The sequence below is a fragment of the Actinopolyspora sp. BKK2 genome, from assembly GCF_011291845.1.
GTDB classification, from domain to species: Bacteria; Actinomycetota; Actinomycetes; order Mycobacteriales; family Pseudonocardiaceae; genus Actinopolyspora; species Actinopolyspora saharensis.
Genome location: NZ_JAANTE010000001.1, coordinates 679984 through 700713, shown reverse-complemented (window position 1 = coordinate 700713; position 20730 = coordinate 679984). Strand labels below are relative to the sequence as shown.

General features: G+C 67.9%; 15 protein-coding genes. 9 read left to right on the top strand and 6 right to left on the bottom strand.

The genetic code is table 11. The annotated features are described in order from the left end of the window. Positions 1-156 precede the first annotated feature (156 nt). Positions 157-1140, top strand: coding sequence for an LLM class flavin-dependent oxidoreductase (locus G9Q41_RS03090; RefSeq protein ID WP_092521161.1), 984 nt, complete (start codon positions 157-159; stop codon positions 1138-1140). A gap of 135 nt (positions 1141-1275) precedes the next feature. Here the strand turns inward: G9Q41_RS03090 and G9Q41_RS03085 are convergent, their stop codons facing one another. Next, a complete protein-coding gene (locus tag G9Q41_RS03085) occupies positions 1276-1563 on the bottom strand; it encodes a hypothetical protein (protein WP_165631325.1) in 288 nt (95 codons plus the stop codon). A 53-nt stretch (positions 1564-1616) separates the two neighbouring features. Here G9Q41_RS03085 and G9Q41_RS03080 point away from each other — a divergent pair, with 53 nt between their 5' ends. The 4 genes from G9Q41_RS03080 (at position 1617) to G9Q41_RS03065 (ending at position 6194) form a co-directional block, all read left to right on the top strand. Beyond that, the gene (locus G9Q41_RS03080; protein ID WP_165631326.1) at positions 1617-3287 is read left to right on the top strand and encodes a GMC oxidoreductase; all 1671 of its coding nucleotides are present in this window, start codon (positions 1617-1619) and stop codon (positions 3285-3287) included. Between the two features lie 2 nt (positions 3288-3289). After that, entirely contained in the window at positions 3290-4240 is a 951-nt protein-coding gene (locus G9Q41_RS03075) for a TIM barrel protein (protein ID WP_242687101.1), read from the top strand. Then, entirely contained in the window at positions 4234-5265 is a 1032-nt protein-coding gene (locus tag G9Q41_RS03070; protein ID WP_165631328.1) for a hypothetical protein, read from the top strand. Before G9Q41_RS03075 ends, G9Q41_RS03070 begins: the two co-directional genes overlap by 7 nt. Before the next feature lie 125 nt (positions 5266-5390). Continuing rightward, positions 5391-6194, top strand: coding sequence for an SAM-dependent methyltransferase (locus G9Q41_RS03065; protein WP_165631329.1), 804 nt, complete (start codon positions 5391-5393; stop codon positions 6192-6194). A gap of 89 nt (positions 6195-6283) precedes the next feature. Here G9Q41_RS03065 and G9Q41_RS03060 read toward each other — a convergent pair whose 3' ends face one another. Together G9Q41_RS03060 and G9Q41_RS03055 are read right to left on the bottom strand one after the other, a co-directional pair. Further along, positions 6284-7324, bottom strand: coding sequence for an NADH:flavin oxidoreductase/NADH oxidase (locus tag G9Q41_RS03060; protein WP_165631330.1), 1041 nt, complete (start codon positions 7322-7324; stop codon positions 6284-6286). A gap of 170 nt (positions 7325-7494) precedes the next feature. Beyond that, the gene (locus G9Q41_RS03055; RefSeq protein WP_092521178.1) at positions 7495-7785 is read right to left on the bottom strand and encodes a muconolactone Delta-isomerase family protein; all 291 of its coding nucleotides are present in this window, start codon (positions 7783-7785) and stop codon (positions 7495-7497) included. Between the two features lie 83 nt (positions 7786-7868). On the opposite strand from G9Q41_RS03055, the gene G9Q41_RS03050 reads away from it, so the two are divergent. The 3 genes from G9Q41_RS03050 to G9Q41_RS03040 all read left to right on the top strand — a co-directional run bounded on the left by G9Q41_RS03050 (position 7869) and on the right by G9Q41_RS03040 (position 9713). After that, positions 7869-8222, top strand: coding sequence for an ArsR family transcriptional regulator (locus G9Q41_RS03050; RefSeq protein WP_092521179.1), 354 nt, complete (start codon positions 7869-7871; stop codon positions 8220-8222). A gap of 269 nt (positions 8223-8491) precedes the next feature. Further along, positions 8492-9037, top strand: coding sequence for a hypothetical protein (locus G9Q41_RS03045; RefSeq protein ID WP_165631331.1), 546 nt, complete (start codon positions 8492-8494; stop codon positions 9035-9037). 232 nt (positions 9038-9269) lie between these two features. Further along, the gene (locus tag G9Q41_RS03040) at positions 9270-9713 is read left to right on the top strand and encodes a hypothetical protein (RefSeq protein WP_207630377.1); all 444 of its coding nucleotides are present in this window, start codon (positions 9270-9272) and stop codon (positions 9711-9713) included. A 96-nt stretch (positions 9714-9809) separates the two neighbouring features. On the opposite strand, the gene G9Q41_RS03035 is transcribed toward G9Q41_RS03040, so the two are convergent. The 3 genes from G9Q41_RS03035 to G9Q41_RS03025 all read right to left on the bottom strand — a co-directional run bounded on the left by G9Q41_RS03035 (position 9810) and on the right by G9Q41_RS03025 (position 18492). Next, positions 9810-15305, bottom strand: a complete 5496-nt coding sequence (locus tag G9Q41_RS03035) for an AAA domain-containing protein (protein WP_165631332.1) — start codon at positions 15303-15305, stop codon at positions 9810-9812. Between the two features lie 395 nt (positions 15306-15700). Further along, a complete protein-coding gene (locus tag G9Q41_RS03030) occupies positions 15701-16051 on the bottom strand; it encodes a hypothetical protein (RefSeq protein ID WP_165631333.1) in 351 nt (116 codons plus the stop codon). Further along, positions 16048-18492: an AAA family ATPase gene (locus tag G9Q41_RS03025; protein ID WP_165631334.1), complete on the bottom strand. Its 2445-nt coding sequence runs from the start codon at positions 18490-18492 to the stop codon at positions 16048-16050. The genes G9Q41_RS03030 and G9Q41_RS03025 overlap by 4 nt, the downstream gene beginning before the upstream one ends. Positions 18493-19157: 665 nt before the next feature. Here G9Q41_RS03025 and G9Q41_RS03020 point away from each other — a divergent pair. After that, a complete protein-coding gene (locus G9Q41_RS03020; RefSeq protein ID WP_165631335.1) occupies positions 19158-20609 on the top strand; it encodes a hypothetical protein in 1452 nt (483 codons plus the stop codon). The last annotated feature ends 121 nt before the right edge of the window (positions 20610-20730 follow it).

The following is a 20730-nucleotide window of genomic DNA, read 5'->3' as shown; positions in this document are numbered from 1 at the left end:
TCTGCTGTCGTCCTCCGGCGGGCCCGTGGCCCCGCTGCACGGGAGTGATCCGGGCAATACCGGGAATAGCCGCCTCGGCCCGGCGCGTTCGTCCGGTTGACCGAAGCAGCGGTGCGAGTGGCTGCTGCGATGTCTGCGCGGAAGGGTGCGACCTCCATGGATGTCCCACTGTCCATTCTCGATCTCGCCAACATCGGCCAGGACGAAACGGCGGACGACAGTCTGCGAGCGAGCATCGATCTGGCGCAGCGAGCCGAGCGGTGGGGTTATCGGCGCATCTGGTATGCCGAGCACCACAACATGCCGCGCATCGCCTCCTCGGCCACGAGCGTGATCATCGGGCACATCGCCGCGCACACCAGTTCGATCCGCGTGGGTGCGGGCGGCATCATGCTGCCGAATCACGCCCCGCTGACCATCGCCGAGCAGTTCGGCACTCTGGAAACCCTGCACCCGGGGCGCATCGACCTCGGCCTCGGCAGGGCCCCGGGCAGTGACCAGCAGACCGCGCAGGCGTTGCGCCGCGACCCGAAGGCCGCGGAGAGCTTCCCGCAGGACGTGCAGGAGCTGCAGGGCTACCTGGGGGAGAAGTCCCTGGTGCAGGGCGTGGAGGCGGTGCCGGGCAAGGGCACCGGTGTGCCGCTGTACATCCTGGGTTCCTCGCTGTTCGGGGCCAAGCTCGCGGCCGCGCTCGGGTTGCCGTACTCGTTCGCCTCGCACTTCGCTCCGAACGCGCTGGAAGACGCCGTGTCGGTCTACCGGAACCAGTTCACTCCTTCGGAGCAGCTGTCCGAGCCCCACGTCATCGCCGGGGTCAACATCATCGCCGCCGACACCGCGGAGAAGGCTCAGGAGCAGTTCCAGGCCGCCAAGCGCAGCAGGCTCCGGCTGCTCACCCGCAGGAATTTCACGCGGCAGGAGGCCGATGAGGCTCTGGAGTCGCCCGCTGGTCAGCAGGCCCAGCAGATGTTGACCTACTCCGCGGTGGGAACCGCCGAGGAGGCCAAGGAGTACTTGGACGGTTTCGCCAAGCACGCCCAGGCCGACGAGCTGATGGTCACCTCGCTGGCTCCCGAGCGGGAGGCCTGGCTGCGCTCCTTCGAGCTGGTTGCCGAGGCCAGCGGTATGACCTCGGCCTGAGGGCCGCTTCCCGGTGGCGGGCGGGCCGAGCCCTCACTCGGCCCGCCTGCCACGCCGGTGGAGACACCACCTCGTTCTCGGACGGACCGCCGTGGAACCGCCTTCCACGGCGGTCCGTTTTTGTTTTTCCCGAAATCATTTCTGCTCGGTCGACTGCTCTTCTCTTCTCGGGTTTTCGCGACGATTTTCGCGAGCTGTTCTCCGCATTTTCGGTGCGGTGCTTTCTCGTGCTTCCGGGTGAGACCTTGCTGCGCGTCTTGTTCCCATCGGGATCTGGTTTGTAGTTTTTGTTCGAGCCGATCCGACGTGGAGGTGCTCGACTGCACTGTTTTCGACGGCGACCTCTCGTGATGTGAGCGCGGTTCGCCTGCGCTCGGAAAAAACGATTCTCGCGGCAATTTTTTCTTCTTCGTTCTGCTGCATCTCGTCGCACTCGCTCGTCCAGTGAAGACGTTTCCCCGTTTTGGAGAGTCGACATGGAGTCCGCTCAAAAACCGGACGTTTTGATCGTGGGCACGGGCCCCGTGGGGGCTACCTACGCTCGTGTGCTGCTGAAACTGAACTCGAATATCAAGGTCACCATGGTGGACGCAGGCACCAAGCTGTCCGAGGAGCCCGGCGAGCACCTGCGCAACAGCCGCGTCTACCAGGACAACTGGAACACGTTCGCCGATACGGTGACGGCGAACGTCCAGCCGTTCTCGCGGGTGGCGGAAGGCGGTGGATACCAGGAGACGTTGGACAAGACGGCCTTCCAGCACCGGAAAGCCGATTTCAACTTCTACAATCCCGAGCAGGACCCGCGGAAAAACCTCTCCGGTGCGGCGGGTGCTTATGCGGTCGGGGGAATGTCCACGCTGTGGACGTGCGCGGTGCCCCGCCCGCACCCCAGGATGGAGCGTTCCGATCTCATCAACGACGGCGAGTGGGGCGATCTCTTCGAGGTCGCGGAGAGCTTCCTGCGCAAAAGTTCGGAGGAGTTCAACTTCCAGCGCCAGAAGGTGACCAAGAAGGCGCTGAAGGATTTCTTCGACCAGCGCTCGGAGGACTATCCCTTCCCGGTGCCCGCGGACTACCCGGTGCAGAACCTGCCCATGGCGGCCCGACGCCGCGGCAGGGGCGAGTTCGGAGCCGAGGACGGGTACGTGAAGTGGACCGGCGTCGACGACATCCTGGCCCCGGTGTGGGACGACGAGAACACCAGGGACCGGCTGACCATCCTGTCCGAGCGCCTGGTGACGAGACTCAACACCGACAAGCCGCAGCAGTCCGGCAGCCGGATCGTCTCCGCCGACGTCCAGAACTTCAATACCCTGAAGAGCGAGCGGATCGAGGCCGACAAGTTCATCGTCGCCACGGGGCCGATATTCGGGCCCCAGCTGCTGTGGAACTCGCGGATCCGCCACAACGCGCTGGGCCGGTATCTCAACGACCAGCCGGTGGCCTCGTGCTTTGCCGTGCTGAGCGAGGACATCGTCGGCTCCTTCCGGGACGACGAGGGCCACGCGGGGATCGACGCGCTGGCGCCGAACGCGGCCGAACCTCAGGTGTGGGTCCCGGTCTCGGAGAAACGTCCCTGGCACGTGCAGGTGCACCAGGATCCGATCAACTTCACCACACCGGGCCCGGAGCTGGTGGATCAACGGTTGCTGGTGTTCCTGCAGTGGTTCGGCATGGCCGAGCCGCTGGCGGAGAACCGGGTGACCTTCTCCAAGGAGAACACGGACCTGATGGGCATGCCGCAGCCCATCTTCGAGTACACCATGCCGGACAAGGCGGCACAGCGCGCGCACCGCATGCTCGGCGAGCTGGCGGAGGCCTCCCTGTCCCTGGGCGGCTGGTTGCCGGGGCAGCTGCCCCAGTTCGAGCCGCCGGGGTCGTCGCTGCACCTGCAGTCGACCACTCGCATGGGGGCCAACGACCACGGCGACTCGGTGGTCGACGTGAACTCGCGGCACTGGGGTTTCGAGAACCTCGCGGTGGGCGGGATCAACGTCATTCCCACGGCCACGGCGTGCAACCCCACGCCCACCGGGGTGGCGATCGCGGTGAAGTCGGCGGCGCACATGGCCCTGGGCCGCGACGCCACCGGCGAGGAGTACCAGAAGCTCACCGAGACCGAGGCGAACGCGGAGGGCACGGCGTGACGATGACATCGGACAGGAACGTCAAGGTGGCCGGGGCGCCGATCAACTGGCGCAACGACGACTTCCCCGTGCTCGGCGCCGACACCGGGGTGGACACCATTCTGCGGGAGATCGCGCGCGCCGGGTTCGACGGCACGGAGCTGGGGGCGGTGTTTCCCGGTGATCCCGCCCGGCTCTCCGCGGTGCTGCGGCGTTACGGCCTGGAGCCTGCCGCGGGCTGGTTCAGCGCCTTCCTGCTGAGCAGGTCCGTCGACCAGGAGTACGAGCGGTTCGACCGCTACTGCGCCTTCCTCGCCGCGGCGGGGGCCAAGCACGTGAACACGGCGGAGTGCACGCGCTGTCCGTTCAAGAAGTTCGACGACGACCCGTACACCCAGCACTTCTCCGCGGTCACCAAGCAGCTGTTCCCGCGGGCGGTCCCCGCCCCCGACGAGGGGGAGTGGGACACGCTCGCCCGGGGGATGGTGGAGTTCGACGGCATCGCGCACCGGCACGGGTTGAGTCTCGGCTACCACCCCCACATCCAGACGGTCGTCGAGAACACCGCCGATCTCGACGAGCTCGCGCGGCGGGTGGACGAGCGGTCCGGCGGCAAGGTGCACCTGCCGATCACGCTGGACACGGGGCATCTGGCGCTGGCAGGCGACGATCCGCTGCGGACGTTGGACAAGTACGTCAAACAGGTCACGCACCTGCATGTCAAGAACATCCGCCCCGCGGTGGTCGACAAGGTCAGGAAGGAGCGAACGGGCTTCGAGTTCGCGATCATCGAGGGGTTGTTCACCGTGCCGGGCGACGGTGGTCTCGAATTCGAGCCGATCTTTCGGACCCTGCGCGAGCACGACTACCGGGGTTGGATCGTGGTGGAGGCCGAGCAGAATCCGGGGACGGCGGACCCCTACCTGTACTCCAGGTTGTCCCGGGAGTACATCAGGGACGTGGCAGGATGGTGACCGGTCGCTCGTGGGACCTGCGTCCCTTCGTCTCCTGGATCAACGAGGTGTTCCTGCCCGAGGCGAAGGCGGGTCCGGGAATCGCCGAGTACGGGCAGTCGCCGGGGTCCACGCGTCCGGGGCTGTACGGCACCGCGGACGCCGCGTGCATTCTGTACACCGTGGACAGGCTGGACGAGTTGCGTCCGGCCGAGGTGTGGCTGCGGGAGATCGGGCGCTACCAGGACTGCCGTTCCGGCTACTTCGTCGATGACACGCCGGTGCTGGCCACCGCCCACAACACCGGTTTCGCGGTGGGGGCGCTGCAGTTGTTCTGCCCGGAGCTGCACAACGGGGTGCTGCCGAAGCACCGGCTGTCCTTCGCCGAGGCGATGCGGGACACCTCCTGGTGCGAGCGCTTCTTCGACGTGCTCGACTGGCGCTCGCGGTGCTACGAGGCCGGTGAGATCGTCACCGGGCTGGCGTCGACGGTGTACAACGTTTCCGGGCTCGTCGAGCGGCACTGGTTCCAGTGGCTGGTCGACTACGTCGAGAACGGCAAACTCGACCCCGCCACCGGCATGGTCGGCATCGGCAAACCCTCCACGGGTGATCTCGACCAGATCGGGGGAACGTTCCACTTCGACTTCCTGTGGGCGGCGCTCGACCGCACCCTCGGGCATCCGCAGGAGCGGGCCGAAGCGCTGCTGGGTTTGCAGCGTTCGGACGGGCTGTGGGACGAGCACAACCCGTGGTGGTTGACCTTCGACGCGGTCTACATGCTCGGCCGCGCCCTGCTGCACCTGGACGACGACCTGGCGGAGCGGACCCGGCGGGCCGTGGGCAGAGCTGTTGACGTGCTCGTCGCCCGGGCGCTGGATTCCGGGCAACGCGAACGGGACTTCGTCGACAGCTGGATGGGTACGCACACGCTCACCGGTGCGGTCTCGGCGTTCGCCCACGTGCAGCGGCACCTGTTCGGCACCGAACGCGTGCGGACCGAACGCCCGCTGCGCCCGGTTCTGGATCGCCGCCCCTACATATGATCCGGGCGTGAGTTCGGTCGTGAGCGGGCCGCCGCGGGTGGTCCGCTCACGCGCGCTCTTCGCTGTGGCGAGGTGTGTGTGTACGCTCCCGGACGGTGATTGAGCGCGCTAGTGGGGAGTGGGGCATGAACATCGGGGAGCCGGTGCGGTCCGAGGGGATCGACGTGGAGACGCCGAACGCGGCGCGGATGTACGACTACTACCTCGGCGGGTCGCACAACTTCGCCGCGGATCGGCAGGCCGCCGAGCGGGCGGTGGGGATCACCCCGACGATGATCCCGGGGGCGCGGGGCAATCGGGCGTTCCTGCAGCGGGCGGTGCGGTTCTGCCTGGAGCAGGGGATTCGCCAGTTCCTGGATCTGGGGTCGGGAATTCCCACGGTGGGCCACGTGCACGAGATCGCCCACGCGCAGGACCCGTCGGCCCGGGTGGCTTACGTCGACAACGAGCACGTCGCGGTGGCCCACACGCGTCAGATCCTCGAGGGCGTCGACACGGCCACGATCACCCAGGCCGATCTGCGTCGTCCCGCGGAGGTGCTGGCCGCGCCGGGTGTGGCCGGGCTGCTCGACTTCGAGGAGCCGGTGGCCGTGCTGGCCGCGGCGGTGCTGCACTTCATCGGTGACGAGGAGGGGCCCGCCGAGATCGTGGAGGCCTACCGCCGGGCGGTGGCTCCGGGCAGTTACCTGGTGGTTTCGCACATCACCGATCACTACGACGAGCCGGACCGGGTCGAGGGGATCTCGAAGCTGTACCGCGACACCACCCACATGGCCAACCATCGTTCGGTGGAGGAGTTCACCGCGCTGCTCGGCGATCTCGAGCTGGTCGAGCCGGGGCTGGTGCACGCCACCGAGTGGCGGCCGGACACGGAGGTGGTGCCGGAGGGCGCCCGCAACGCCTTCTGGGCCGCGGTCGGGCGGTGCTGAGTCGTTCTCCTGCTCGGGGCGGGGTCTGCTGTCGGTCCTCCAGCATGGTTTCGGGGTGTTTCCGGTGGGCAGCGGGCTTGCCGAGCAGGTCAGAACGCCCAGTGGTACTGCTTGGGCCACACGTCGGCAGGTGGCTCACCGCGGGCGCGGAGCGCCCAGTAGGGGTCGCGGAGCATCGCCCGGCCGACCAGCAGAGCGTCCACCGAGTTCGGGACGGCCTCGTGGAGTTGGTGTGCTTCGGTGATCGAGCCGGAGGTGGCGGTCAGCATGCCGAGCTTCCGAAGGCGTGGCGCGAACCGGGTGTTCTCGAGCGGCTCGGAGGGGCGGGGTGCTTCGGGGACGAGAACGCCGGAGTTGATGTCGACCAGGTCCACGCCGAGCTCGGCCATGCGAGCGACGAGGACCTCGGTGTCGTCGGTGGTCACCCCTCCGTCGAGCAGGTCGGTGACCGGCGTGCGGATCACGAGGGGCTTCTCCGCAGGCCACCCTGCCCGCAGGGCGGACACCACCGCGAGCGGGAATCGCAGTCGCCTCTCGAGGTCACCACCCCATGCGTCGGTGCGCTCGTTGGCCAGTGGGGAGAGGAACTGATGGAACAGGTAGCCGTTCGACCCCTGCAGCCCGAGGGCCTCGTAGCCGGCTCGGTGGGCGTTGCGGGCCGCGCGTTCGACGTCTCCGAGCACTCGGTCGATGTCCGCTGCGCTCATCGACCGGGGTGTTGTGAGTCCGGAGAACGGCAGCGGTGAGGGGGCGAGCGGCTGCCATCCACCGTCGGCGGGCGAGACGGGGTGACGTGTGCCCGTGTTGTCCCACGGGATGCCGTGCGAGCTCTTCCGCCCCGCGAGACCCAGCTGAACCGCCGGGACGGAACCGACTGAGCGGATGAGTTCGGCCAGTCGCCGGTGCGCGTCGACCTGGTGCTTGCTCCACAGCCCCAGGTCGCCAGCAGTGGTGCGCATGTCCGGTGCGACAGCGGTGGCCTCGACCATCACCATTCCGACTCCCCCGGCAGCTCTCGCGCCGTAGTGGGCCAGGTGCCAGCTGGTGGGAGCGCCGCGCTCGTCGGCCGAGTACTGGCACATCGGCGAGAGCCACACGCGGTTGGGCAGGGTCAGGTCCCGCAACTGCATGCCTGTCCAGGGCGTTGCGGCTGCATCCGCCCACTCTGGCGGCGGGGTGGTCGGCGTTGCGGTGCGGGTCAATGTTTGCTCCTTCAGGCGGCGGTGGGCGGTGTTCGGGTGGCTGAGCGTGCGGCGTTCAGTGGTTCGCACGCCGACTGGCCGGGCCACGGCGTCGTGCACTACGTCGCCGGGTTCTCGGCCGTCATGGGGTGGGTGGCCAGTGGTGTCACGTCGATGTCGACGTAGGGCCGGATCGGCAGGCTCGCCAGTGCCTCGTTGAGGGCATCGGCATCGGCCGCGCTCCAGATGCCGATGTTGGCGCTCCGGCCGGGCACGCTCCAGAGGTGTCGCAGCACGCCCTCGGCCATGAGCTCGCGACCTCGTGCGCGCTCGCGGGTGGTGATGTCCTCGAGCTCGTCGGTCGGCAGCTCGTGGACGCGTGCTGTGTCGATGCGGACGAGAAAGTCCATCCTGCCCTCCGGCGTCAGGTCTGTGGTCGTCTCCGGTCAACCATACATCGATATTCGACGAATATCGATGTTACGATGGTGCCATGCCTCGCAAGCTGCATCACCCCGATCCGCAAGACGTCTCGCTGGCCGGTCTGCTGTCGGCCTTGGGCGATCCCGTCCGGCTGCAGCTCGTGACGGTGCTGGCCGACCACGGGGAGCACCCGCGCGAGGACTTCGAGGTCGAGGTAGGACCGTCCACCTTGAGTCATCACATGAAAACGCTTCGCGAGGCGGGGTTGACTCGGCATCGGCTTGAGGGCACCCGCTGCTTCGTGTCACTCCGAGAGGAGACGCTGCGGCGATTTCCGGAGGTTTTGGCAAGCGTATTGCGCGCATGCTCTCGAAATGACTCCGAAGAGCCGGACGCACGGTCCCAGGCCGCCCGTGACGAATGAGGCAACACCAGACGCGTCCGTATCGAGCACCTCCGCCGCCAGGGCGATCCCTTCCGCGGCGGGGAACTGGCTCGCCTGCCTCCGCTCGGGTGGCAGCACATCAACCTCCGGGGTCGCTGCGTCTTCACCAGCAGCCCACCAGGCGGGGGCTCTCGCCCACTGACCCCCCGATCCCGGCGAGGAGCTCTGAACCGCTGCACGAAGGGAATCGGCGAGTGAGAACGGGCTGATCCCGTGGGCCGGGGACGGGGTGCTCAGGTCGGGAAGGTGTGACCGGAGCGCGGATTTTGGTGTTTTCCTGCCATCTCGAACGTGAGATGGCAGAGTTCGGTGTCATGGACATTCCCGCCAACGTGCGGCGAGCGGCGATCCTCTGGGCGCTCGCGGTGGCGGCCGGCGTCTTCGAATCGATCCTCGCCGTCAGCCGGGCCGTGCACGCGGGAGAGCTCGGCCCGGGCGTGTGGATCGGCACAGCCGTGCGTCTCGTCGTCTACGCGCTGGCCACGGTCCTGGTCGTGAGCCTCTGGAGGGGACGACGGTGGGCCCGTGTTGCCCTGACTATCCTGCTCTCCGTCATCGGTCTCGCTTCGCTCGTCGTTCCGGCGGCCGTTGCCATGGTCAACGGGCAAACTTTCGTGCGGGCGTTCAGCGGTGGCGGCACGTGGGGCTGGATGTTCCTCGTCGTGCGGCTGACCCACATCGCGTGCGTGGTTGGTGCCACGGTGCTGATGTTCACGCGGAGCGCGAACCGCTACTTCGCCGCGGTCAAGCGCTTGTCAGCGAAAACCACCTCCAGCGCGAGTTCGTCATGGTGAGCGGACTCCACTGAGGTGAGGTTCTCCAGTCGTCACGGCCACGGGGTGCGCCGCCTGCTTCCGGCCAGGGGTGTTGTCGCGTTCCGGCCTTCACCGCGGTCGGGGTGTCCCGGTGCTGGTGGAGGCACGCGCGTTTCGATCGTGCCTTTTTCGTGACTCCATGCCTCGAAAGGTGGGTGCTGATCGAGCCGATGTTCCTGGGGAGGCTGTGGCGTTTTGGTGAGGAGCGATAGTGACGGACATGAACCAGCAGCCGGGGGAGCCGGCTGCGGCGCCGAAGAACGGCATGGGCGTCACCGCCCTGGTTCTGGGGATCGTCGGGATCTGCCTTGCCTGGATTCCGATCATCGGTTTCCTGGGATTCATCCTGGGGGCGTTGGCGATCATCTTCGGGATCATCGCGGTGGTGCGCGCGCACAAGGGCACGGCCACGAACATGATCGTCAGCTACGTCGGGCTCGTGACCGGAGTGATCGCCGTCATCGTCTCCATCGTCGTGTTCGTGGCGTTGGTCAACCAGGTGGACAAGCATTTCAACGAGAGGAACTGGGGGCCGGGTGCTGATCAGTCGAGTTCTCCGTCCCGGACCAACCAGGACGGGGCAGGCTCCGGCGGCGATCGGGGTGCCCTCTTGATCCTGGCCGCGAACACCAGCAACGGCAGCACCGGTTTCTGACCGGGATTCCGACCGCGAAGGCACGAAAACGCCCCGCGGTTCCGCACAACCGGAACCGCGGGGCGTTTTCGTGTGCTTGTCCGTGCCGACGAGCGGCTAGATTTCCTCGGTGGTGGCCAGCGGTTTGACCGTGCGCAGCCGCTGCTCCGCCTTGGCGGTCAGCTGTCGCCGGCCGAACCGCTGCAGCACGGCTCGGAACAGCCGTTTCTCGTCCTGCCAGCCGTGTTGGCGGGCCTGCTGGGCCAGCACGGTCGCCAGTTCCGCGGGCGGGATCTCCTCGATGGAGCGCTGCCCGGCGGTGCGCACGTGGACCGGTGGCTGTTCGGGCAGCCGGAAGGTGCGGTCCTTGATGCCGCTTTCCTCCAGTGGCGTGTCCTGCACCAGCATGCCCTCCTGCACGGCCGTGGAGATGGCGGCGTGGAGGGCTTTGGTGATCTCCTTGGTGCGTCGCCCGCCGTAGGCGCGGGCGTAGAGCTTGCCCAGCCTGTCGCCGAGTAGCGGCCCCTCGACGGCCACGATCTCGCACATCCCTTCGGCGAGCTGCTTGCGCGTGAGGCTCTGCGGGTGCGCCAGCGTGCCGCTGTACTCCACGTGCTCGGCGTGCTCGGCAACGACGCCCTCGTCGGTGAGCTCCGGCTCCTCGGCACGGGCCTCGGCACGCACCTCGGACTCGGGCTCGGGACCGGAGTCGGATTCGGACTCGGACTCGGACTCGGCGGGCGTGCTCGGGTGCTCGTCGAGCCCGGCACCGTCCCCGTCGTGCCCGGCATCCCCGGCACCCACTGTGTCCCCGGCACCCACTGTGTCCCCGGCACCCACTGTGTCCCCGGTGTCCACGGCATCCACGGTGTCCACGGCATCCACGGTGTCCACGGTCTCCGCCGTGGTTGCCACCTCCGGTGTCTCCACCGCGGTCGGTGCGGCCGCGGTCTCGCCGACCGTCGCGCGGTGCGGCTCGGTCACGACCTGCGGTGTGGTCTGCGCTGTGGACGGTGCCGCGGGGGTGGCCTCGGCCAGTGCCGCCTCCACGAACCGGTCGGGCTGGTCCACGGTCTCGGGCTCGGCACCCCTGGGGTGGATGCCCTGCTCGTGCAGGGCCTTCCACAGCGCTTCGAGTTCGCGGGCCTGGTCCACGTAGAACGAGGATTCCCGGATGCGGTGGAAGGTCCAGCCGCAGCGTTCCAGCTCGCGCTGGCGGGCGAGGTCGCGTTCGTAGGCTTCGGGGCCGTGCCAGGCGTCGCCGTCGCACTCGACGGCCATCCGCGCCTTGGTGCCGATCACCACCAGGTCGATGCGGTAGGGGCCCACCGGGTACTGCGGGATCACCGAGTAGCCACGGGTGACCAGCCGGTTGAACACCCGCTGCTCGAACAGCGAGTCGAAGCCGGTGTCGCGCTGGTCCTCGGAGACGGTTCCCACCAGCTCGCCGGAGTCGGCGCGGGCACTGCCGTCGATCATGCCGTAGCAGTGCTCGAGGAGCTGGAACCGCATGTCCTCCCGGTTGTGCAGTTCGGACAGGCTCACCGAGTGGAACAGCCAGACCTGGTCCTTGGCGCGGGAGACCGCCACGTTGTAGCGCTGCACGTGCTGCAGGGTGGTCAGCGAGCTCATCCGCTTGTCCGCGCGCCGCGCCTCCACCATGGACAGGAACACCACGTCGCGTTCGGCGCCCTGGAAGTCGGGGGGTGTTCCGCAGCGCAGCCTGCGGCTTTCCATCTCCTGCGGTGAGATCCGCTCCAGCAGTTCGCGCTCGATCAGCCGGGCCTGCTGGTCGTCGCCCATCAGTGAGATGACCCCGAAGGTCTTGCCCGCGTACCGGGGGTCGTCGAGGCAGCGCACGATCTCCTCGACGACGGCTTCGGCTTCGGGCTGGTTGCTTTTGCCCGTGCGGTACCCCTCGGTGACGTGGCGGGCCCGGAACGGTTCAAGCCTGTCGGCGGCGTACTGGCGCACCGGGCTCAGCGGGATGTTGTCCGGCCGGTAGGCGATGCGGTTGGAGAACTCGATGATCTCGGGCACGCACCGCCGGTGCTCGGTCAGCGTGATCTGCCCGCCGTAGCGCATCTTGGCGTCGTCGAACAGGCTGTGCTGCGGGTCCTCCCAGGAGGCCCGGTAGGGGTCGTCGGCGATGTACTGGCCGGCGAGTTTGTGCAGCTCCTCCTGGTTCAGGCCCACGCCCATCGGCGAGACCTGCTTGTCGTCGCCGATGACGACCATCCGCGGTGCCAGGTACTGCAGGAAGATCGACTCCAGCCCGGCCTGGGAGGCCTCGTCGACCACGACCACGTCGAACATGTTCGGCTGGATCCGGAACTGCTCGGCGATCCGGTAGATCGGCATGATCCACACCGGCACGGAGGGGCGGCAGCGCATCATGGCGTCGCGGATGTCGGCACGTCGCCGTTCCGCGTGCGTGCCGGTTCCCTTGCCCAGGCGGCGGACGAGGTTGGAGTACTGGCGCAGGTCGGCCCGCGCGCTGCCGCCGAGGCGTTCGGGATCCACCGCGTGGCTCCACGCCCGGGCGGCGCACAGCCGTTCGGTCTGCTCCCGGATGACGTTCTCGAGGCTGTTGATCCGGGCTTGCAGCTCGTTCTCGTCGATGGTGTGCTGCTCCAGCACCCAGGAGCGCACGGCCAGCCACGACCAGGCCCGTTCGAAATCGGCCAGCCGCTCGGGCCAGCGCTCGTCCTCGGGGTGGGCCTCGATCGCGGCGCGCAGCTGCGGTGTGGCCTCCTCCAGGCGCTGTTCCAGTTGCTCGCGCCGCCGGGCCCGCCGCCTGGTTTCCAGCAGCTGCAGCAGCCTGCGGTGGTGGGCGGCGTAGTTCTCGTGGTCGCGTGCCCGCACGGCCTCGAGCAGTCCGTGCACGCACTCACCGGTGTCGGTCCAGCGGGTGGTTTCCTCCAGGTGTTTGTCGAGTTCGTCCAGGGGCGCGCTCGCGGTGGCCCTGTCTTCCACGGCAGTGGCGGCCTCGTCGAGTGCGGCGTAGCGGCGCACCGCGGCGAGGTCGGTCCAGTCGGGTTTCGGCAGCCCGGCCCGGGTCAGGCGTTGTTGTTCGGTGTCCAGTTCGCCGCCGAGGTCGAGCACGCGGCCCAGTTGGTTGCGTTCGGTGCTGTGCCAGTCGAGCCGTTCGCGCAGGGTGTCCTCGGCGGGGATCGTCACGTCCTCGGGCCAGGCCTGGTCCAGCGCGGTCAGGGTTCGGTCGGCTTCCACCCAGTGCAGGAACGTCTGCAGCTGATCGATCGTGGTGGGTGGGGTGCCGTTGACCCGCACCTGGTCGAACAGCGGTGCTGCCTGCTTGATCCACTTGGCGGTGAACAGGCCGAGCTTGGGGGTTCCGTCGGTGCGGGTTTTGATCCTGGCGCCTTTGTGCAGCTGTTCGAGTGCCCCGTTGGCCAGGTTGACCAGTGTGGAGGCGTCCTCGCCGGTCACCCGCACCTCGGTGAGCTGGTCGAGCTGGTTCAGCGCGGTGCTGCACCGGCTGAGCAGCTCGTCGATTTTGTCCGCGCGGGAGCGCCAGAGGTCGCCGCGCCCGGAGAGCACGTCGTCGAGTGCCGCGCTCATCCACGTTTCCCGCCGGTGGGCGAGTTCGTCGATGGTGTCGGCCAGCTCGTGCAGCCTGCTGCGCAGCGCCTCGCGCGTGGCGTGGTCCAGCGCGCTGACCGCGGCGAAGGCGGCGTGTTCCTTGAGATGCTCGTACTGGCGTTCGTGTTCGCGGGCCTGTGCTTCCGCCTCGACCAGGTCGGCGAACTTGTCGGGGGCGGTGAGTTCGGCCGGTTCGAGCAGCCGCTGTCGTGCCCACGGTTCCTCGGCGGAGGTCGTGTGGTCGAACAGCGCCCGGTACCACTCGTCGATCTCGGTGTTGTCCAGCGGCGGGGTGCTGTCGGAGGAGGCGGTGACGAACTCGGCCAGCCACTCGTAGTGCTCGGCCGCGGCGGTGTGCTGCTGGGCGATCTCGGTGAGCGTGCCGTGGTAGCCGGCCACGGTGTGCTCTTCGTGCTCGTGCCGGTGTGCCGTGATCAGCTTGTGGTGCAGCCGGGCGCGTTCGCGGCGGGCCTCGTCGATCTTGTTCGAGCAGTCGGTTGCGATCTCGGCGGTGTGCTCGCTGTCGTGTTCGTGGGCCTTGTCGGCGATGTTGTCCACGGCCACCCGCAGGTCGGACATCTCCTGGCGGGAGGTGCCGACCACCGCCACCGAGAGGGGTTTGATCTCGTCGGGGAGTTTGTCGCGGACCTCGTGCAGTGCGCGGTCGGTGTGCGCGGTGACCAGCACGCGTTTGCCCTGGGCGAGCAGGTGGGCCAGCAGCGCGGCGGTGGTGTGGGTCTTGCCGGTGCCGGGTGGGCCTTGGACCAGGGTTTGCGGTTTGGTGTCGACGTGTTGGACGACTCGGAGTTGTTTCTCGTTGACCGGCAGCGGCAGGAAGGTTTCGTCGTCGACGGTTTCCCGCTGCGTGCTGGTGTTGGTGCTGGTGCTCGGTTCGGCTGCGGGTTGCTGGTCGGGGTCGACTAGCGGGCGCACGCCTGCGGGGACGGTGCCGCTCTCGGCGAGCTGTTCGGTGATCGAGTCGAAGATGTGCACGATGCCGCGTTGCGAGCGTTTCCGCAGGATGATCGCCGGGGCGAAGGTCGCCACGGGGTAGGGCTTCGCCGGGGAGGGGGTGTCCTCGTCGTGGTACTGCCCGTCGGCGTCGAGGGTGTGCACGAAGCGCCGGATCACGTCGGCGGGTTCGGTGCGGTCGAGCGGGTGGGCGGTGAGTTGGGCGGCTTCGCTGCTCAGCTCGTTGAGTTTGCTCGCGTCGGTGATCAGTTCCGAGGATAGCATATCCCGTTCGAGACTGAAGTTGTCCACACTTTCATTCGAACGTGTGAGGGTGATTGTTCCGGAACTGTCGTCGAGGCGGATTTCGGCGGCTGTGGTCAGCAGGTGCCGTTTGACCTTTAATTCGCTGTTCGGTTGCCAGCTCAGGCAGCCGAGGCCGAGCACCAGTTCCAGGGATTCGGGATTGTTGCCGAGTTCGGTGTAGGTGTTGAACAGCTCGTTGTACAGCTCGCGCACGGGCCGTTCGGACAGTTCCCGCTCGGCCCAGGAGTGCCACTGCGCGATCCACTCGTCGTAGGCTCGGCTGATCTGCGGGTGGTCGTCGAGGTGGAGGCGGGCCGGTTTGTCCTGCTCGGGGTCGCGTTCCTGCCGCGGGCGGTTGCCGTTGGGGATGCTGTTGTGCAGCTGCGGGGTCCGCTCGGGGGAGTCTCCGGGGGTGTCGAGCCACTCGGCCAGCTCGGGGGAGGGTTCCGGTGGGGGCCGGTGGGGCAGCCGGGCCACGCTGAGCACCTGGTCGGTGTCGTCCGGGGTGTCGTCGCGGCCGGTCAGCGTGATCGCGGTGTGGTGCGGGATCTCGGAGAGCCAGCGCACGGAGTCGTACTTCTCGACGGTGTGCACGGGTTTGGTGCGCAACCGTTGGGACTCGCCGAGAAAGCGGAACAGCCTGCGTGCCCGGTCCACCAGCGGATCGATCTCGGCAGCGTGGTGTTCGTGGTGCCCCTCGGCGTCGGGGCGGTCGTCGGAGATCGGCTCCTCCGGTTCGCTGCCGGTGATCAAGGTTGCCTCCTCGTGGTGGGAGTGTGCGGGACGAAAAGTGCTCGCGGGTGTTTTCCGGATGGTTCGTGGGCGGGTGTGCCACGCCGCCGATCCCCGAGTCGGCGGCGTTTTCGGGCGGTTTTTCGGAAGGTGTGGCCGCTGCCGGGACACCGCGGGTGTAGTTCTAACACTTCCCGTTGCGGGGCATCGCGGGCAGTCGCGTTTTTCGCGTTCGGTTTTTCGTGCCCGACGGGGCGGTTCGCGGTGGTGTGGCGCGCTGCGCGGGCTGCGGGCTCGGCGCGGCCGTTATGGAGTTGTCGCCGGTGGGTGTTCGAATGGTTGCCGCTGCCCGGGGTGAGCCCGGTGTTCGTGGTGAGCTCGGTGTCCGGGCGGCGGGGCCACCCGGACCGGCCGCTTCAGCCGTGGTGTTTGACGCGTTCGACCAGCGCGATCAGTTCGCGGACTTCGGATTCCTGCGGGGTGAGTTCGAAGGCGTGCCGGTGGCAGGCTCGGCTGAGCCCGCACCAGGCCCGTTCCAGCAGGACTCCGGTGCCGTCGTCGAGCACTTGGCCGGCGATGATCAGCAGGGCTCGGTTGTTCACCTGATCGACGCGGCCGCAGTACTTCTCGCACACTGTCCGCAGGATCGTTTCCGCCGCTCGTCTGGCGAGCAGCGCGGCCATGCGGGAGGCTGACCGCTCGGTGACCGCCGGTTTGTGGTCCAGCAGTTTTCTGGCCTGCTCGAGCAGGTTCTCCGGTGTGTTCATCGTTGCCCCTCCAGCAGCAGGTCCTCGACCGTGGTGTTGAGGCTTTTCACGGCTTCCTCGGGCGAGCAGTTCAAGCCCTCGTGCGCGCCCTGGGAGCAGATGCCCAGCGTGTGCCGCCGCCGTGGGTATCCCCCCAGCCAGAACCCCAGGTCGGCGCCAGCCACGCCGCACAGCGCGAGCCCGATCCTGGCGCCGGTGGATTTGCTCTCGGTCCAGAGTCGTTCCGTCTCGTCGCGGTCCTGGCCGTCGTGGAATCGCCTGGCGCTGTAGATTTCCCAGGCGGCGGCTTCCACCGCCATCCGGCAGAGTCCGGGAAGCACCGCCTCGGCCACACCGGGGTCCAGGCCGGACTTCGCCACGGCGCGTGCCTCGGAGACGTAGCTGCGCGCGGGGTCGTCCGAGTTCTCGATGGTGACCTCGGAATTCCTGCCGCGGTGTACTTCCAGGATGCGTGCCCGCACGTTGGAACGGCGCGCGGAGTCGGCGAGCCGGTCGTCGTGCGAGAACACGATGATTTGGCGGTGTTGGGCCAGTTCCGCCAGCACCTGCACGAATCCGTCCACCTTGGCCGGGTCCATGGCCTGCACCGGATCGTCGAGCACCACGAACCGGAACGGGCTCTGGTCCATGGTCGCCCGGGGCAGGAACAGTGCCAGCGCGAGCGCGTGCAGCTCTCCCTGGCTCATCACGCCCAGCGCTTGGCTCTCGGTTCCGTCGATGTCGGCGTGCAGTGCCACGCGCCGCTGCGTCCCGTTGCCGGTCAGTTCGATCGATCCGAGGTCGACATTGCTCTGCTGCCGCAGCCGCGACCAGATCCGGCGCGCGTGCTCGGCCAGCGGCCGCAGGTGTTCGTTGCGGAGTCGTTTGGTGTTGTCGCGCAACCATTCGTGGGCATTGCGCACGTCCTGGAGGTCCTGGTCCTTCGCGCGGGCCGCGCGTGCCAGCCCGAGCCAGTTCGCCAGTTTCTCGGCGATCGGTGACCAGGCGTCCTGGTGCTGTGCCAGGCGAGCCGCCGCTTCGTCGCGCAGTGCCGTGCAGGCCGCTGCCAGTTCGGGGTAGCTGGTGGCCACGTGCTCGGCCAGGTCGCTGTCCCGTTCCGGTGGGTTCGCCCAGTGCTGTCGTGCTCGCCGGGCTCGGTCGAGGGTGTCGAGTTCGAGGTCGGTGGTTTCCGGCAGCGCGGGGACGCGGGTGATCAGGGAGCGCAGTTGTTCGGCGCTGTGGCGCACCGCTTCGCGGGCCTGGCGGGCGGTTTTGATCCACTGCTCGTCCGCGTCCAGCCGTTGCCGCGCCCGGGCACTCCATGCGGCGTCGAGTGTGGCTTGTCCGCACACCGGGCAGGGCTGGTCGCCGTGCTCGCGGTGCAGTTCGAGTGCCTGGTGCAGCAGCGTCGAGCGCTGTTCGGCTCCGGACACGGAGTCGCCGACCAGCTCGGCGGCTTCCCCGAGGGCGGAACGCAGCCGGTTCACGGCGGTGTCGATCTCGTCCTGCGTGGGCAGGGCCGGTTCGGCGAGTTCGCGCAGTCGGGCGGCCACGCTGCCGGAGCCGGGCGAGTCGGTGACGAATCCGCCGATGGCGTCCAGGTCCGGTTTGTGTCGGCCGAGCAGTTCCCGCAGTCGCGGCGCACGTTCGTCCTCGCTGCGTGCGAGTTCGTTCTTGAGTTCTCTGCGCAGTTTTTTGGCTTGATCGTCCTCGGTGGACAGCTCTTTGCGGAGGGTGTCCAGCCGTTGGACCCCGTCGGTGAGTTGTTCGAGGCCGACGAGTTTGGCCAGCGCGTCGTGGAGTTTGCTGGGGCCCGCCTCGAACAGGTTGCCGAGTTCCTCGTAGGACAGCAGCGGGCGGTTGAGTTCCAGCGCGCGTTCCCACTGCTGGGGGAGGTGTTGGCTGTTGTCGGTGCGGTGGACGGTGGTGTGGGGTTGGGTGGGGTCGGCGGTGTTCGGCCAGGCCACGTCGATGTGGGTGTTTCCGGCCGTTTCCTCGGCGAGATCGATCCGAACGCTCGGGGAGACGTTCTGGTGGACGTTGCGCCAGGTTTCCTTCCAGAACGCCGAGCTCTTGGTGGACCAGCGGTAGCTGTTTCCGGTCAGCGCGAGTTCGAGGGCTTCGGCGAAGCTGGATTTTCCGGATCCGTTGCGTCCGGCGACGATCGTCAGGCCGGGTGCCGGGTGCAGCGGCAGTTTGGTGCGGGCGCCGATGCCCCGGAAGCCGCTGACCTCGATGCCGTGCAGGTAGGTTCCGGCGGGCGCGGCTTCGTTCCGGGCGTCGTGCTCGGTGTCGTCGGTGGTGGTCGGGGTGTGGGTGCCGTCGAGCGCCGCGCGCAGCCGCTGATCGTCCTCCAGCGCGGCGAGCACGAGCCGGCGCACTCGCTCGCGCAGGGGCGGGGATTCGCTGTTCAGCCGTGAGCGCACGAGGGAGATCAGTCGGGTGTCGGCGGGTGTGTCCATTGTCGACTTTTCCTTTCCGGGGATTCGTAGGGATCGTGCGATCGGGGCGGTTCGGGATGATCGCAGCGGCGGTGGTGTGCTGTCAGAGCTTTCGGAGAAGTGCGCGCTCTCGGCGGTGGAAAGGTTCGGTTGTTCCGGAATTCGGGTCGCGGTTTCGCGGGACGTGTTTCCTCCCGGTCGGGGTGGAGGATGGTCGCGCAGAAAATGAATTCAGTTCGAGAAAAGTGACGTGTCGCGTGTTCCGGTGCGCCACCGGGCTCGCTGCGGCGTGGTGGCGGACGGGCTGTTCGCGGTTCCTGGCGCATGGTCACTCCGTGGGGCGGGGAGTGGTGGCGGTGCGGATGCCGTTCAAGCGTTGATGATCCAAGGCAACCACATTGCTGTGAACGAAGTCAACACAGAACGGATGTGTGTACTTGGCAGTGTGTGCTTGGCGGTGCGCCGAAAGGGACGTCCCGGGCGGTCGTGCCGGGGGTGTCGAACCGGCGAGACGCTGGTCGCCGCGCGACTGCCCGGTGGCCGTGGCGGGCTGATCCATCCCGGTGATCGGTTCCGACTGATCTTGTCCGGGGGTGCGCCGCGAACCTACGTTCGTGCGGAGGCGTGCCGTGGAAGGGGAACGCGTGGACTTCGACCGGGTGTTTCACGGGCTGAAGACTTCGGGTGTGGTTCATTTCGACGGATCGGACGAACTCGCTGCGCGGGTCGAGCAGGAGATCGCGAAGCAGCGCAGGGAGCGGAGCTTCGGCGGCACCTGGAAAACTCCCGTCTCGCTCGGGCTGTCGGATCAGGAGCCGCTGCGGACGAGTCCTGCTGATGTGCTGCTGAACATCGGCGTGGCTACTGCGTTGTTCGACGATTCGCCGTTCGCGGACCTGGCTCGCCACTGGGCACAGATGCGTTACTGCGGCACTCTGCGTAACAACAGGGCGGGGCGGCTGGTGCTGTCCGAAGTGGGCAGCAGAGTGGTCCACCACCACAAGGTGGCGCAGTCCGAGTATCTGGGTATCGGATTTTCCCTGGTCGTGGTACAGGAGGTTCTTCGGCGCCGGTATCCGGGCTGGACGTTCAGCCCGGTCGATGTGGACTACGCGCTTCGGGACGGCATAACCGATGTGGGCGCGGTCAGCCAGCACGCGGACAGCCGTCCGGATTATTTCCTGGTGGGGCGGCGAACCGGAGGCGGCGGTGGGCTCAAGCTCGTGGTGTTGGAGTGCAAGGGGACGCATCAGGGCCTCGGGCACGCCGTGGAGCAGCTGGCCAAGGCGTGCAAACAGGTCGCCTCGGTCGAGGTCGGGGGCAGAAACCCGGACGGGATGATGGTGGCGACGATGCTGCAGGCTTCCGGAATCGAGTCCAAGGTGATCGACCCGCCCGGGGACAGCGATCTGTGGCAGGGCTCCGAGCGGGACATGGACGATTTGCTCGGCGAGCGTCCGGGGCCGGCTCCCGGTGAGTTCGAGGTCCGCACGGTCGGCGCGGATGCCGCGAAGGTTTCGGGACTGGAGCCGGAGACTGCGGAGGAGCCGGATTCGGAACCGGACCCCGAATCGGACTCGGAGCCGGTGGCTGGTGTGGAACCGGAGGGGCGGTCCGACTCGGAAGCCGATCCGCCGCCGGAGGGAATCGACTTCGGTGAGCAGGGTGGTTCCGGGCAAGGGCCGGTCCGGTCGACGGTGGTGAACGTGCCGGAGCGGCTGCGCACCTGGTTTTCGAAGATGTTGGCCAATGCCAACGCCGCTTCGGCGCTGCTGTTCGCGGGTGCGAGCGAGGCGGCCACCCGGTATTTGCGGGAGAGCGGCGGCACAACCATGCCCATGGATTTTCACCGGGACGAAAGCCTCGGGAGCAGCCTGCGTTCGTTCGAACTGCCGAACGGGATGTCGATCCTGGGGACGCGATACAGCACGCGACTTCCGGGCGGCAGGACCTTGGAGGTACACAAGGGGATCGAGAAGAACCTGTACCGCGATCTGGAGACGGGCAGGCTGGCGGGGTTCATGCGCAGGGCGCATCTGGTCGCCGAGCGGCGGAGCCGCTCGCTGCCGCGCGGTCCGCGGCAGTCCGTGGCGCTGGGCAACGACGGGACCGTGCTGTGGTTGCGGGTCACCGGGTGATCCTCGGCCGCGCCCCGTGCGCGGTGCCGCCGCGCGTGGGAGCCGCGTGAGCCGGGGTGTTGTTCGCTCACACAGCAAAATTTGCTGTGAACCTTGTCAACGCATAGAAGTGCGATGCTAG